Annotated in this window: 15 protein-coding genes; 7 read left to right on the top strand and 8 right to left on the bottom strand. The window is 64.5% G+C overall.

Annotated elements, in window-relative coordinates:
• Positions 1-6: 6 nt before the first annotated feature.
• Positions 7-1,449, bottom strand: coding sequence for an LVIVD repeat-containing protein (locus H8A92_RS21410; RefSeq protein WP_229197574.1), 1,443 nt, complete (start codon positions 1,447-1,449; stop codon positions 7-9).
• Between the two features lie 121 nt (positions 1,450-1,570).
• On the opposite strand from H8A92_RS21410, the gene H8A92_RS21405 reads away from it, so the two are divergent.
• The 4 genes from H8A92_RS21405 to H8A92_RS21390 are packed head-to-tail and all read left to right on the top strand — an operon-like array spanning position 1,571 to position 3,349.
• On the top strand, positions 1,571-1,885 hold the full coding sequence (locus H8A92_RS21405) for an ArsR/SmtB family transcription factor (RefSeq protein WP_229197573.1): 315 nt from the start codon (positions 1,571-1,573) through the stop codon (positions 1,883-1,885).
• Positions 1,878-2,342, top strand: coding sequence for an SRPBCC family protein (locus H8A92_RS21400; RefSeq protein WP_229197572.1), 465 nt, complete (start codon positions 1,878-1,880; stop codon positions 2,340-2,342). The genes H8A92_RS21405 and H8A92_RS21400 overlap by 8 nt, the downstream gene beginning before the upstream one ends.
• Complete coding sequence (locus H8A92_RS21395; protein WP_229197571.1) at positions 2,335-2,799, top strand: SRPBCC family protein; 465 nt, start codon at positions 2,335-2,337, stop codon at positions 2,797-2,799. The genes H8A92_RS21400 and H8A92_RS21395 overlap by 8 nt, the downstream gene beginning before the upstream one ends.
• Positions 2,800-2,833: 34 nt before the next feature.
• Positions 2,834-3,349 (top strand): SRPBCC family protein, encoded by a 516-nt coding sequence (locus tag H8A92_RS21390; RefSeq protein WP_229197570.1) that lies wholly within the window; start codon positions 2,834-2,836, stop codon positions 3,347-3,349.
• A 2-nt stretch (positions 3,350-3,351) separates the two neighbouring features.
• Here H8A92_RS21390 and H8A92_RS21385 read toward each other — a convergent pair whose 3' ends face one another.
• From H8A92_RS21385 to H8A92_RS21360, 6 genes are all read right to left on the bottom strand, one after another.
• Positions 3,352-4,155, bottom strand: a complete 804-nt coding sequence (locus H8A92_RS21385) for a DUF2189 domain-containing protein (RefSeq protein WP_229197569.1) — start codon at positions 4,153-4,155, stop codon at positions 3,352-3,354.
• An 82-nt stretch (positions 4,156-4,237) separates the two neighbouring features.
• Complete coding sequence (locus H8A92_RS21380) at positions 4,238-5,848, bottom strand: acyl-CoA synthetase (protein ID WP_229197568.1); 1,611 nt, start codon at positions 5,846-5,848, stop codon at positions 4,238-4,240.
• Between the two features lie 57 nt (positions 5,849-5,905).
• Positions 5,906-7,426: an FAD-dependent oxidoreductase gene (locus H8A92_RS21375; protein WP_229197567.1), complete on the bottom strand. Its 1,521-nt coding sequence runs from the start codon at positions 7,424-7,426 to the stop codon at positions 5,906-5,908.
• Positions 7,427-7,519: 93 nt separating this feature from the next.
• Positions 7,520-7,987, bottom strand: a complete 468-nt coding sequence (locus H8A92_RS21370) for a hypothetical protein (RefSeq protein ID WP_229197566.1) — start codon at positions 7,985-7,987, stop codon at positions 7,520-7,522.
• 14 nt (positions 7,988-8,001) lie between these two features.
• Positions 8,002-8,457 carry a GatB/YqeY domain-containing protein gene (locus H8A92_RS21365; protein ID WP_229197565.1) on the bottom strand — a complete coding sequence of 152 codons (456 nt, stop codon included), beginning with the start codon at positions 8,455-8,457 and terminating at the stop codon, positions 8,002-8,004.
• Between the two features lie 157 nt (positions 8,458-8,614).
• Positions 8,615-9,931, bottom strand: a complete 1,317-nt coding sequence (locus H8A92_RS21360; protein ID WP_420831351.1) for a serine hydrolase domain-containing protein — start codon at positions 9,929-9,931, stop codon at positions 8,615-8,617.
• 98 nt (positions 9,932-10,029) lie between these two features.
• On the opposite strand from H8A92_RS21360, the gene H8A92_RS21355 reads away from it, so the two are divergent.
• Positions 10,030-10,977 carry a LysR family transcriptional regulator gene (locus H8A92_RS21355; RefSeq protein ID WP_229197564.1) on the top strand — a complete coding sequence of 316 codons (948 nt, stop codon included), beginning with the start codon at positions 10,030-10,032 and terminating at the stop codon, positions 10,975-10,977.
• A 41-nt stretch (positions 10,978-11,018) separates the two neighbouring features.
• Here H8A92_RS21355 and H8A92_RS21350 read toward each other — a convergent pair whose 3' ends face one another.
• Positions 11,019-11,720 (bottom strand): alpha/beta fold hydrolase, encoded by a 702-nt coding sequence (locus H8A92_RS21350; protein ID WP_229197563.1) that lies wholly within the window; start codon positions 11,718-11,720, stop codon positions 11,019-11,021.
• Between the two features lie 161 nt (positions 11,721-11,881).
• On the opposite strand from H8A92_RS21350, the gene carA reads away from it, so the two are divergent.
• Complete coding sequence (gene carA / locus H8A92_RS21345) at positions 11,882-13,075, top strand: glutamine-hydrolyzing carbamoyl-phosphate synthase small subunit (protein ID WP_229197562.1); 1,194 nt, start codon at positions 11,882-11,884, stop codon at positions 13,073-13,075.
• A 134-nt stretch (positions 13,076-13,209) separates the two neighbouring features.
• Positions 13,210-13,707 (top strand): PaaI family thioesterase, encoded by a 498-nt coding sequence (locus H8A92_RS21340; protein ID WP_229197561.1) that lies wholly within the window; start codon positions 13,210-13,212, stop codon positions 13,705-13,707.

Genomic DNA, 13,707 nt, shown 5'->3' with positions numbered 1-13,707 from the left:
GCGTGCTCACGGCAGGCCGGCAACGGCACGCGCCGCGCCGGTCAGTTCGAGAATATGCAGCCCGGTGTTGGCGCGATCGACCGCGTAGATGTAGCCGCGATCGTCGGTCTCGACATTGTTGGTCTGGATCGCGATCTTGCAGCGGTCACGGCCGTCGATCGTGACACAGCGCTTGTCGGTCGCCGCCGTGATGGAGGGAATGAAGTAGCCGACTTCCTTGGGGTGATAGGGATCGCGGATATCGAGCGCGCGGACACCGGCGTTGAAGAAGGCGATGAAGGCCAGTTTCTTGTAGTAGACCGGCGCCATGCTCTCATTCGACGAATGCGAGCCGAACCGGCCGCCGCGCTCGCAGAATGAGCCGGAGGCCTCGGGCACGGTGTAGCTCGAGATCATCATCGGCCGCGTCTCGGTGGTGACATCGGCGAACCACACCATCTGCCGCGCCTCGCCGCATTCGTTGAGGATCGCCTCGTCGACGATCATCACGATGTCGCGGCTCTTGCCGTCCTTGTCGTGAACGAACTCCGCGATCGGCATGCCCGGCATCGGAAACACCGTGTGCGCGCCGTTCATCGCCGACAGCGGCATCCGCGCGATCTCCGGGAATGTCAGATTGTCCGGCGTCGGCTCCTTCGGCCCGTTCAAGAGCTTGTCGCGGTCGACGATCTGCAGGAAGCCGCCCTTGTTGGTGCCGTAGCCGAAATAGACGCGGTTGCCCTTCGGCCCGGTCGAGATCGGCCCGTGCAGCTCGGTCGGCACCGCGCCGGTCGCGCCCGGCTCCTGCCCCGGCAGGCCGAAATCCCTGATCTTCACAGGATGGGCGGGATCGGAGAGATCGTAGATCTGCGTCATGCGCCGGGTGCGCCAATCCGGTGCGCCCGATACCAGGAAGGCGATGCCGGTGCTGCACTCCCAGAAATTCTTGTGCGTGTCCTTCAACCCGCCGATCCGGGTGACGAGCACGGGATTGGCGGGATCGGCCACGTTCCAGATCTCATGCGCTTCGCTGCCGAAGGTGCGCAGCATGTAGACCGTGTTGCGGTCGCCCTTCGGCAGATCCTTGCCGTCACAGATCCGCACCATCTGCGCGCCGCCGGATTCATACTTGCCTTCCTGTCCGGGAATGTGCCGCAGATATCTGGGATGCGCGGGATCGGTGACGTCGACGATCGAGGTGCCGTTCGGCTCGGCTTTGCCGGTCATCGGATTGACGGGATCGGGAATGTCGTCGGTGCCGCCGTGATGGCCGATATAGGCGATCCAGCGGTCGCCCTGATGATGAATGGTCGGCTGATAGGCGCTGCGCGCCTGCAGATCGTTGGTTCCAACCAGCCGCATGTTGGACGCTTCGGGCGGGTCGCCGATCTTCGGCTGCTGGGCGCTCGCACCATTTGCGAGCAGGACGAGAAGAAACGTGCAGCAAACTGCCGTAACGCGACCACCCATGCGCACCACCCCATGTTCCGCGCCAATCTGCGTTGGCTGCACGGAACGCTAGCACGGCGATGCCGGTGCTCCAAACACACGCTCTTGACATGCAACCATCTGGTTGCCTATTATCCGACCCATGGATGAAGTCTTCAAAGCTCTCGCGGATGCCTCACGGCGGACGCTGCTTGACCGGCTTCACGAACAGAACGGGCAGACGCTCGGTGAGCTCTGCGACGGCCTCGACATGACGCGTCAGGCCGTCACCAAGCACCTTGGGATTCTCGAGGAGGCCAACCTCGTCACCACGATCAGGCATGGCCGCGAGAAGCTGCATTACCTCAACCCGGTTCCGATCCATCAGATCGGCGAGCGGTGGATCAGGAAGTTCGAGCGCGGGAAACTCGCCGCGCTCAGCGAATTGAAACGACAATTGGAGAAGCGTGATGAGTAAGCCGGACTACGTCTACGTCACCTATATCGAGACCACGGCCGAGAAGCTGTGGCACGCGCTGACATCGAGCGAGTTCACCGAGCGCTTCTGGTTCGGCTATCGCGCCAGCTCCGAGTGGAAGGTCGGCTCGCTTTATCATTTCGCCAAGAACGGCAGCCGCGCCGTGCAAGGCGAGGTGCTGATCGCCGATCCGCCGAACAGGCTCGCCTATAGTTGGGACGTCGTGAAGGAAGGCGTCGAGCGCGAGCAGGTCTCGCGCGTGACGTTCGACATCGAACCCCACGGCGGGGTCGTCAAGCTGACTGTGACGCACGACAACCTCGGTCCGAAGACGCTGCGCGACATCTCCGGCGGCTGGCCGATGGTCATCGCCAGCCTGAAGAGCTTCCTCGAGACCGGGCGCGAACTGCCGGCCGACCTGCTCACCAGCGGCGCCAGGGAGGCCTCCCATGCCTAAGCCCGAATTCGTCTACGTCACCTACATCGAGACCACGCCGGAGAAGCTGTGGGATGCCCTGACATCGAGCGAGTTCACGCAGCAATACTGGTTCGACACCGAGCTCAGGTCGAACTGGACCGTCGGCGCGCCGGTGGCGCTGGTGATGAACGGCAAGGTCACCGACACCGGCGAGATCCTCGAGTTCGACCGGCCGCGCCGCCTCGCCTACAGCTTCAAGCACCAACTGGATACCGAGATGGGCAAGGAGCCGCCGACCAGAGTCGTCTTCACGATCGAGCCCGTCGGCAACGTGGTCAAGCTGACCGTCACGCATGACGGCTTCGGCGTCGGCAGCAAGCTGTATGAGGGCATCGCCAAGGGCTGGCCTGCGATCCTGTCCGGACTCAAGAGCCTGCTCGAGACCGGCAAGGCATTCAAGATTCCGGTCGAAGCGCTCGGCGTCGACTGCCACTAGAGCCATGAAAATCTATCGACGGACGCGAACAGACATGAACATCGAGAAATTCAAGCCGGCGATCGTCTATGCGATCTACATCGCCTCGACACCCGAGAAGGTGTGGCAGGCGCTGACGAACGCCGAATTCAGCCGGCAGTATTTCTCCGGCAACGCGGTCGAGGTCGATCTCCGGGTCGGTGGCGCCTACATCGTACGCACGCCCAACGGCGCGCTGCACATCTCCGGCGAGGTGATCGAGTGCGATCCCCGGAAGCGGCTGACCGTCACCTTCAACGTCAACTGGCCGCAGCTCGTCGAAAAGCTCGGACCGACGCTCGTCACTTACGAGATCGAGCCAGCCGGCGACGGCGTGAAGCTGACGATGTTGCAGTCGCATGACCGCCCGATCAGCGACGACATCCTGTCCGGCGGCAGGACCGGCTGGCCGGCGATCCTCTCCAGCCTGAAGAGCCTGCTGGAGACCGGCAAAGCCATGGTGATCCCGATGGAGCCGCCGCTGCGCATGCTGGCCGCGCTGAGGGAATTGGGAATCCCGATGCCAACATAGATTTACTCCCTTCGCAGCATCGGGTCGGCAAAGGAGCCGAGCGGGACCACGATGCGGCGGTAGAGATGCCAGGTCGTGTGCCCCAGCACCGGAATTGTCACGAGAAGGCCGAGGAAATAGGGGATCGCCGAGACGATCAACAGCACGACGATCACCGCCGCCCATCCGATCATGGGCAGCGGGCTCGTCACGACCGCGCGCACGCTCGTGATCATAGCGGTGACGAAGTCGACCTCGCGATCCAGCAGCAGCGGGAACGAAATCACCGTCAGCGAGAAGAGGATCAGAGACAACGCCGCCCCGTCGACATTGCCGATCGCCAGGAACAGCAGGCCCTCATTGGTGGTCAATACCACTGTGATGAACTCGCGAAGGCTGGAAAAGGATACGTTGAGCCCGAGCAGGAGCGCGAGCAGCAGCCTCACCTGGTACATCCAGATCACGAACACGAACAGCGTGACGAACGCCATCCAGCCGATTTCGCCCCGCGAGCGCAGCTTCGACCAGATCGCACCGAGCGAGATCGGCTCGCCCGTTTCGCGACGCCTGCTGACCTCGTACAGACCGATCGCGACGAACGGGCCGATCAAGGCAAACCCTGCTGCGAGCGGATAGGCCAGATAGACCATGCCGAGCGCGGTCAGGCAGAGCAGGATCGCATTGCCGCCGAGCATGTAGATCGCGCCGAACATCAATCCATAGAGCGGCACCGCCTGGAAATCGCGCAACCCCTGCCCCAGTGCCTCCGCGATATCAGCCACGCGGATCTTGCGCACCACCGGATCGAACTTGCCAGAGACCGACATCAGCCTTGCCGCGAATGAATGAGCGGGCATCGATGCAGGCGACAGCGAGGCCCGCATTGACACGGATCAATGTCAGTGCCGGCTAGCCCAGCGCCCTTAGCTCCCGCCGCAGCACCTTGCCGGTCGCCGTCATCGGCAGGCTGTCGGCGAACTGCACGAAACGCGGATATTCGTGGGCGGCGAGCTGGACCTTGACGAACTCCTGGATCTCGCGCGCCAAGGCGTCGCTCGGCGCATGGCCGGGGCGCAGCACGATCCAGGCCTTGATCGATTCGGTGCGGATCGGATCGGGGATGCCGACCACCGCCGACATCGCGACCGCCGGATGCTTCATCAACGTGTGCTCGATCTCGGACGGGCCGACGCGATAGCCGGCGGTGGTGATGACATCGTCCTCGCGGCTGACGTACCAGAAATAGCCGTCCTCATCCTGCACGCCGAGATCGCCGGTCAAAAGGAATTCGCCGGCATACTTCTTCGCGGTGGCCTCGGGATTGCGCCAGTACTCGAGCATGGTGCAAGGGCACGGCTGGCGCACGCCGATGATGCCGCGCTGTCCGCGCGGCAGCTCCTCGCCCTTGTCGTTGACGATGCGGACGTCGAAGCCCGGCGTGGCCCGGCCCATCGAGCCCGGCCGGATCGGAAACAGGTTGGAGTTAGAGCCGATCACGAGATTGCATTCGGTCTGGCCGAACACCTCATGGGCATCGATGCCGAAGGTCTCGCGCACCCAGCCGAGCAATTCGCCGCCGAGCGACTCGCCGCCGGTGAAGATGCTGCGCAGCTTGACGCCTGAGTTCTTCACATCGGCCTGCCGCATCAGCTTCAGCGCGGTCGGCGGCAGGAACACGTTGCGGATGCCGAGCTCGGCCATCATCTGCATTGCCGCCTGCGGCTCGAACTTGCGGGCGCGGTGACCGACCATCGGAATGCCGTGGTACCAGAACGCGAACAGGCCGTTGATCAGGCCGCCGATCCAGGCCCAATCGGCCGGCGTCCACATCAGATCGCCCGGCCTGGGAAGGAAGTTGTGGCACATCTCGACATTGGGCAGGTGGCCGAGCACGACGCGATGCGCATGCAGCGCGCCTTTTGGATTACCGGTGGTGCCGGAGGTGTAGATGATCAGCGCGGGATCGTCGGCCGACGTATCGACCGTGGCAAATTCCGGAGACGCCGATTTGATCGCGCCCCAGAACGGCTTGGTACCGGCCGGCGTCTTCTCGCCGACGATATAGACGTTCTTCAAGTCGGGCAGGCGATCGCGGATCTTCGCGATCTTCTCCCAGCCGGCCTCGTCGGTGATGACGGCCTTGGCGGCCGAGTTGGACAGGCGGAATTCGAGCGCGTCCTCGCCGAACAGCGCGAACAGCGGGATCGAGATCATCCCTGCCCGGAACGCCGCAAGATGCGCGACCGGCAATTCGAGCGATTGCGACAGGAACACCGCGACGCGGTCACCGCGCACCAGGCCGTCGGCGGTCAGGACATTGGCGAAGCGGCGCGAGGCATCCGCGACCTCGTCGAACGAGGTCCGCGTGGTGCCGCCATCCTCGTCGACATAGATCAGCGCAAGCCGGCCGGTGCCGTCGGCATGGCGGTCGCAGCACGCGTTGGCCATGTTGAAGCGCGCCGGAATGTCCCAGCGGAAGTTGCGGTAGAGCTCGTCGTAGGTCTTGGCTTCCTGAAGCATGGCCGCAGATTAGAGCATTGCCGTCAGACCACAAACCCCTGCCTGAGGCGAAAGCGGTCAGGCCGCCGCCCGCTGCATCGCGACCTCGGCCTTGAGGCTTTGGAGGTCGCGATAGATCGACGCGACCGCAAGCACGCGCCCGCCGCGCTTGTAGCGGAGCATGCAATCCCTGCCGGCAATGCTGCCGTCCACCGCGATCTCATCCCACTGCTCGGCGTGGCCGACATAATTGATCGGCACGTCGTAATGCTGGCTCCAGAAGAACGGCACCGCATCGAACACCTCGCGATGCCCAAGCATATTCCGCGCGACGGTCTGGCCCTGGCGCTCGGCCACCACCCAATGCTCGACCCGGATGTTCTCGCCGCTGTGCGGATCGGGCCAGCGCGCAATGTCGCCGGCTGCGTAGATGCCGGGCTCGCTGGTCTCGAGATAGGCGTCCACCTTCACCCCGCGATCGATCGCGAGCCCGGCCCCTTCCGCCAGCGCCAGGCGCGGCTTCACGCCGACACCGAGCACGACGAAATCGGCGTCGAGCACGGGCCCGCTCTTCAGGTGCGCGCGCTTGCCTTCGATCGCGGTTACGGTGTCACCGAGATGGAAGACCACGCCATGCTCCTCGTGCAGCGCACGGACGAAATCGCCCATCACAGGCCCAAGCACGCGCTCCAGCGGCCGCTGCTCCAGCCCGACCACGTGAACCCCGATCTCCCGGGCGCGCAACGAGGCCGCAACTTCGAGCCCGATGAAGCTTGCACCGATCACAACCGCGCGGCGCGCGCCGTCGGCCGAGGCGATGATCGCCCGGCAATCGTCGAAGGTGCGCAACACATGGACGTGGGGCTGGTCCGCCCCCGGGATCGGCAGCCGCGCCGGCTCCGCGCCGGTCGCCAGCAGCAGTCGGTCATAGCGGAGCGCTTCGCCGCCGGCGAGTACGACATTGCGCCGGCCGGTGTCGATCGACTTGACCTCGGTCTTGAGTCTCAGATCGATCGCCGCGTCCGTGTAGAAATTATCCGGCTTCAGCGGCAGCCAGTCTTCCGGCGCGCTGCCGGCGAGGAAGTCCTTTGACAGGTTCGGCCGATCCACCGGCGGCGCGTCCTCGCCGCTCAGCATCACGATGCTGCCGCGATAGTCCTGCCGTCGCAGCATCTCGGCGGCGGCAAAGCCCGCCGCGCCGCCGCCGACAATCACGATCCTGCCGGGCGCATCGACCGGGCCTTTGACGCGTGGCTTCGGCTGCTCGCGCTTCTCACGCACGATGATGCGATCGCCCTCGCGCTCGACCTTCCAGACCGAGAGCGGATTGAAGGCGGGCGCGGCGACCGCTTCGCCGGTGCGAATGTCGAAGCAGGCGTGATGCCACGGACAATGGACCGTCTCGCCCTCGACCAGGCCGTCGGCAAGCGGGCCGTGGTAGTGGCTGCAATGTGCGTCGATCGCGAAGATATCCGCCCCCGAACGCACCAGCAGCACGTCCTCGTCACCGACATGGCCGAGCAACATCGTGCCCGGGAATTCGGCGAGTGCGATACCTTGTGTCAGATCCGGACCGGAAGGAGCTTGCTGATCGGCCATGGCCTGTCTCCAGTTTATCCAGAACCTCATCCCGAGAGCGCCGCCTGCGCGCAGCCTTGCACGGGTCCTCGGCGTCTCCTAGGCAGACTGATCTCAGCTGCCCTGCATATAGCGGACCGGGTTCTCCTGATCCGCCTTGAAGATATCGGCGGCCTCGGCGAACAGCGCCGTCACCGCAGACGCCTTCAGATCAACAAACGTCTCGAAGCTGAAATTGTTGCCGCCCGCCCGCAATTCGCCGAGCGTGCCGGCGTAGCAGGACACCAGCGGCTTGCCGCCGCGGGTCACGGCGACATAGACGCTGATGTAGTTCTTCTGCAGCGCCAGCCCGATCACGGGCCAGACCGCCGTCTTGCCGGACTTGATGGCGTAGCGAAACTGGCCGTAGCCGATCATGTTCATGCGCATGCCGGCCTCACCGGCCGGCGAGCCCGCATGGAAGTGGCGCTTGAGCGACGGTGCCGTCTTTCGCATCACCGCATGCACTTGTTCGAGATCCGCGGTGCGGGCCGGATCAAAGGCGAGGTAAGCTTCCAGACTGTCCGCGGCGACACGAAACATGGAAGCCTCCGCTGCTATCCCGCCAGCGCCGCCTTCACGAGGCCGCTGGCCTTGCCGAAATCCATCTGGCCGGCATATTTCGCCTTCAGGGCGCCGATCACCTTGCCCATGTCCTTGATCCCGGCCGCATTGGTCTCGGCGATAACAGCCGCGATCGCGGCCTTCACGTCGTCATCCGACATTTGCTTCGGCAGGTAAGCGGTGATCACGGCGATCTCCGCGCGCTCCTGGTCGGCCAGCTCGGCGCGGCCGCCCTTGTCGTAGAGCTCGACCGATTCCTGGCGCTGCTTGATCATCTTCTGCAAGAGGCCGAGCAGATCGGCATCCGAGAGTGGCGGCTTGCCCTGCCCGCGCGCGTCGATGTCGGCGTTCTTGATGGTCGAATTGACCATGCGCAGCGTGGAGAGCTTGCGCTCATCCTTCGCCTTCATCGCTTCCTTGACCGCAGTGTTGATGTCGTCGCGCAGCATCCTGATATCCTCTCGTCTCACAGGATGCTGATCTAAGCCCTTCGCCCGGCCAGAACAACAGCTAAGCCCCGGTTCAGGCCTCCCCAGAACCGGGGCCCGGGCCGGCCTCCGGCCGGCATTGGCGCCGGCGCGCGGTCCGCCGGCGAACCGGGCAACGTCACTGCATCAGATGCCTGGCCAGCGCATCGAATGCCGGCAGCGTCGTCGGATCGTTGAACGCGTTGGCCGCGAGCGGGTGCGAGCCGAAGCGGGCAATCACCATCCCGGCCCTGGGATCGACGTAAATCGCCTGGCCGTTGACGCCACGCGCCATGAAGGCGCCGTGCTCATTGTGGCTAACCCACCACATGTCGCGGTAGCTCCAGCCCGGAAGCGTCTTGTAGCCGGCCTTCTCGAAATCGGATTTCCTGCCGCCATTGCGGATATCGTCGACGACGGCCTTCGGCACGATCTGTTGGCCGTTGTAGGCGCCGTCAAGCCGCATCATCTCGCCAAAACGTGCCAGATCCCGGACGGTCGCATTCAGCCCGCCACCGGCGAATTCCGTTCCCTCGCTGTCGATCAGCATGTAGGCATCCTGCTCCATGCCGAGTTTCTGCCAGATGCGCTCGGAAAGCAGTTCGCCTACGGTCTTGCCGGACCCCCGACGGATCAGCCAGCCGAGCACGTCGCTGTTGACGGTCTTGTAGGCGAATGCCTCGCCGTGCTGACCTTCCTTCTTCAACGTCTTGAGGAAGCCGTAGAAGCTGGTCGGCCCGCTATAGCCGGGCGGCCGCGGCACGAGACCGCCGGCTCGCACATGGTCGAATATCTCGGCCTTGGGATCGGCGTAGTTCTCGGAATATTTGACGCCGACAGTCATATCCAGGACCTGCCGCACGGTCGCATCGCCGTAGGCGGTGTCCTTGAGCTCCGGAATATATTGCGAAACCAGCGCCTTTTCGTCGAGCTTGCCCTCGGCAACCAAGGTGGCGCCGAGCGTGCCGAAGAAGGACTTGGTCACCGACATCGCGATGTGCGTGGCATGCGGGCTCATCACGCCGAAATAGCGCTCGTAGACGATCTTGCCCCTGTGGAGCACGACGATCGCGTCGGTGTAGTTGGCCGCGAGCGATTCCGCCCACGTCATGGTCCCGGATTGGCCGAACGGCTGAAAGGTCACGGCGTCGATGTCGGACCGTTCGGCGCGCGGCAGCGGCGATGCGGCACCGTCGCCGCGCCAGACGTTGCTCGTCGGCAAAAAACGGCGGAAATTCGTGAACGACCAGCGCGTCTGCGGAAAGCTGAAGTGCGAGCCGTTGGAAAACTGGATGAGCTTGTCTGCGGGCGGCGGCGAGCCGATCATCCATCCCATCTTCACGGGATCGGAATCTGCGGCACTCAGCGGCGGCTGCTGTTGCGCCAGCGCGGCGTCGGTGCCGAGCCCCATCGTCGCGGCCATCACAATGCCGACCATCGTTGAACGTCCGGTCATCGAAACTCCCTCCCTGGATGAGTTGGTTTCGCCCGCGGTAGCGCTCGGGCTCGATATATGTCAAATTCATAATATTACTCATCATATGAGTATATTTCATGCCGACGCTCCGACAGATTCAGATGGTTCGCGCCCTGGCCGAGCACCGTCATTTCACGCGCGCCGCGAACGTCCTCGGCGTGACGCAATCCGCCCTGACCAAGAGTGTGCAGGCGCTGGAGGACGAACTCGGGGTACGCCTATTCGATCGCGGCGCCGGCACGCTGGAGCCAACCATGTTCGGCGCGATCGTGCTGGCACAGGGCCGGACAGTCATGCAGGAGATGTCCGAGTTGGTCAGGGAGATCGATCTCGCACGAGGCCTCGAAACCGGCGGGATCACGGTCAGCGCAAGCGTGTTTCCGGCGGAGTTGTGGGCGCCGCAGGCGCTGGGGCGGCTGGCGGGAGCGCACCCCAAGCTCAAATGCGTGCTGCGCACACTCGACAGCAAGCGGGCGGTCGACGATGTATCGGAGGGACTATCCGACATCGCCATTGCCGACGCTGCGGAGGCCGAGGGACGAGACAATCTGGACAGCGAGATTCTGGCCACGACACCGATGTCCCTGTTCTGCCGGAGTACGCATCCGCTGGCGCGGCGTCGTGGCGTCAAACCGGAAGACTTCCTCGGTTATCCATTCGCCGGCCCGCCGCTCTCCAGAGCGCTTGCCCGCCGCAATCTCGGAAAGTTCGGCAAGATCGCGTTGAGCGTCTCGCCGGACCAAGAGCTTATGCCGCGCGTTTCGGTCGGAAGCTTCTCGGCAATGGTGCAGGCGGTGCTTCACAGCGATGCGGTCGGCTGGGCGCCCGACGCGCTGCTCGCTCGCCATACCGAGGACAGCGGCCTCACGGTGCTCAGGATCCGGGACCTGGCCATTAGCGCGACCTTCGCATTGTATGCGCGGCGCCATCGCACGCTGTCGCCCGCGACGGTCGAATTCATCAAGCTCGTGCGGGCCATGCAGCCATCAGGGGCGGCGCCGACAACCTCTCGGCTGGTACCGTGACGCGGCCGGCATGCGCCCGCTATCCACTCAGTGCCGGCTCCTTAATTCCGCAGCCACTCAACCAGCGCATCGGCGCAGGCCACAGGCTGCTCCAGCTGCGGCAGGTGACCGCAATCGGCGAGCACCACGAGCTTTGCCCCGGGAATGCCGTTGGCCATCTCGTCGGACAATGAATTCGGAACGGTGTTGTCGGCATCTGACGTCAGCACCAGGGTCGGGCACTTGATCCAGGCCATGCTCGGCCGCGAATCCGGCCGGCTGAGCACCGCGTTCTGCTGGCGGATGAAGGCCTCGGCGCCGACGTCCTCGCTCATATCATAAACAACCTGGCGCAGGCCTGCATCGCCCTGTCGCGACGGATGCACGAAGCCCGGAAACAGCTCGTCGACCACGCTGCGATATTGACCACTCTTGGCGCGCTCGATCATGCCGCGGCGGCGTGCGGTTGCCTCGGGCGTGTCGGCCCGCGCCTGGGTGCTCATCAGCGCCAGTTTCGCGACCCGCTCGGGCGCCTGCCGCATGATCTCGAAGGCGATGTAGCCGCCCATCGAATGCCCGGCGAGCGCAAAACGCGGCGGCGCCTCGGCCAGGATCCGGCGGGCGATCGCCCCCATATTGTCGTCCCTGACATGGTTGGCGACCGTGACCGGCCCGCATCGCCACAGCGCCGGGATGACCGGGGCGAAAATCCGCGGCGAGCAGATGACGCCCGGGACGAGCAGGATCGGCATCGAATTGTCCATGCGGGAGCTCCGGACCGGGTCATTTTCGGCAAGCAAACGGCCGCTTCAAGGAACTTTAGATTAAAAGGCCGTTCCGGCCTGTCAAATCGACCGGGATTGCCGTGTGAATCCGTACCCTTTCGCTTTGACGCCGCAGGGTGCGGCGACTATTTAAAGGGCTCATGACAACCCCCGAAAACGCTCCCGCCTGGCCGGACCACAAACCGACCGCGCTCCTTGTGCTCGCCGATGGTACCGTGCTGGAAGGCTTCGGTCTCGGCGCGGAAGGCCACGCCGTCGGCGAGGTCTGCTTCAACACCGCGATGACCGGCTATGAGGAGATCCTCACCGATCCGTCCTATGCCGGCCAGATCATCACCTTCACCTTCCCGCATATCGGCAATGTCGGTACCAACGAGGAAGACATCGAGACGGTGAACATGGCCGCGACGCCAGGCGCGCGCGGCGTGATCCTGCGCTCGGCGATCACGGATCCGTCGAACTACCGCGCCACCCGCCACCTCGACCAATGGTTGAGGGCACGCGGCATCATCGGCCTTTCCGGGATCGACACCCGCGCGCTGACCGCGCTGATCCGCTCCAAGGGCATGCCCAACGCAGTGATCGCGCACGCGAAAAGCGGTGAGTTCGACCTGCACGGCCTGAAGGAAGAGGCCCGCGAATGGCCCGGCCTCGAGGGCATGGACCTGGTGCCGATGGTCACCTCCGGTCAGCGTTTCACCTGGGATGAGACGCCCTGGGCGTGGGGCACGGGCTTCGGCCGGCAGACCGCGCCGGAATTCAACGTGGTCGCGATCGACTACGGCATCAAGCGCAACATCCTGCGCCTGCTCGCCGGCGTCGGCGCCAAGGTGACCGTGGTGCCGGCAACGACCGCGGCCGAGGACATCCTGGCGATGAAGCCCGACGGCGTATTCCTGTCGAACGGCCCCGGCGACCCCGCCGCCACCGGCAAATATGCCGTGCCCGTCATCCAGGAGGTGATCGCTTCGGGGACGCCGACCTTCGGCATCTGCCTCGGCCATCAGATGCTCGGCCTCGCCGTCGGCGCCAAGACCATGAAGATGCATCAGGGCCATCACGGCGCCAATCATCCGGTCAAGGACGAGACCACCGGCAAGGTCGAGATCACCTCGATGAACCACGGCTTTGCGGTGGACCAGGCGACACTGCCCGCCGGCGCGACCCAGACCCATATCTCGCTGTTCGACGGCTCCAATTGCGGTATCGCGCTCGACGGCAAACCGGTGTTCTCGGTGCAGTACCACCCCGAGGCCTCGCCCGGCCCGCGCGACTCGCACTATCTGTTCCAGCGCTTCGCCGACCTGATGCGGCAGAAGAAGAGCGCGGCCTAACACTCCGTCATTGCGAGGAAGCTCGTGACAAAATTGCAAAAGCAATTTTGCACTGAAGCGACGAAGCAATCCATCTATCCCCGCATGGAGCGATGGATTGCTTCGCTCCACTCGCAATGACGGAGATTTTACCAATGACCGACAGCGCCGCCCCGAAACCCACCTACGGCGTCTCCTCGCTGGCGGTGATGGCGTCGATGCCGGGGCTCGACTTCGTGCGCGGCATCTTCGCCCGCACCCTGCCGGAGCCGCCGATCATGGAGACGGTCGAACCGTTCGACTGCTCAGCCGAGACCGGCCATGTGGTGATCCACAGCATCCCCGGCCTGCGACACTACAACCCGATCGGCTCCGTGCATGGCGGCTACGCCGCGATCCTGCTGGATTCCGCGATGGGGCTCGCGGTGCAGACCACGCTGCCGAAGGGTTTCGGCTATACCACGCTGGAGTTCAAGATCTCCTTCGTCCGCGGCATGAGCCAGGACACCGGCACGATCCGCACCGAAGGCCACGTCCTCAACGCCGGCCGCCGTGTTGCAACCGCCGAAGCACGCATCACCGACGACAAGGGCAAGCTGCTCGCGCATGCGACCACCACCTGCCTGGTGTTCGAGCTGCCCAAAGGAACCTGA

The organism is Bradyrhizobium acaciae (assembly GCF_020889785.1).
Lineage (GTDB): Bacteria > Pseudomonadota > Alphaproteobacteria > Rhizobiales > Xanthobacteraceae > Bradyrhizobium > Bradyrhizobium acaciae.
This window is presented reverse-complemented; position numbering and strand designations above follow the sequence as displayed.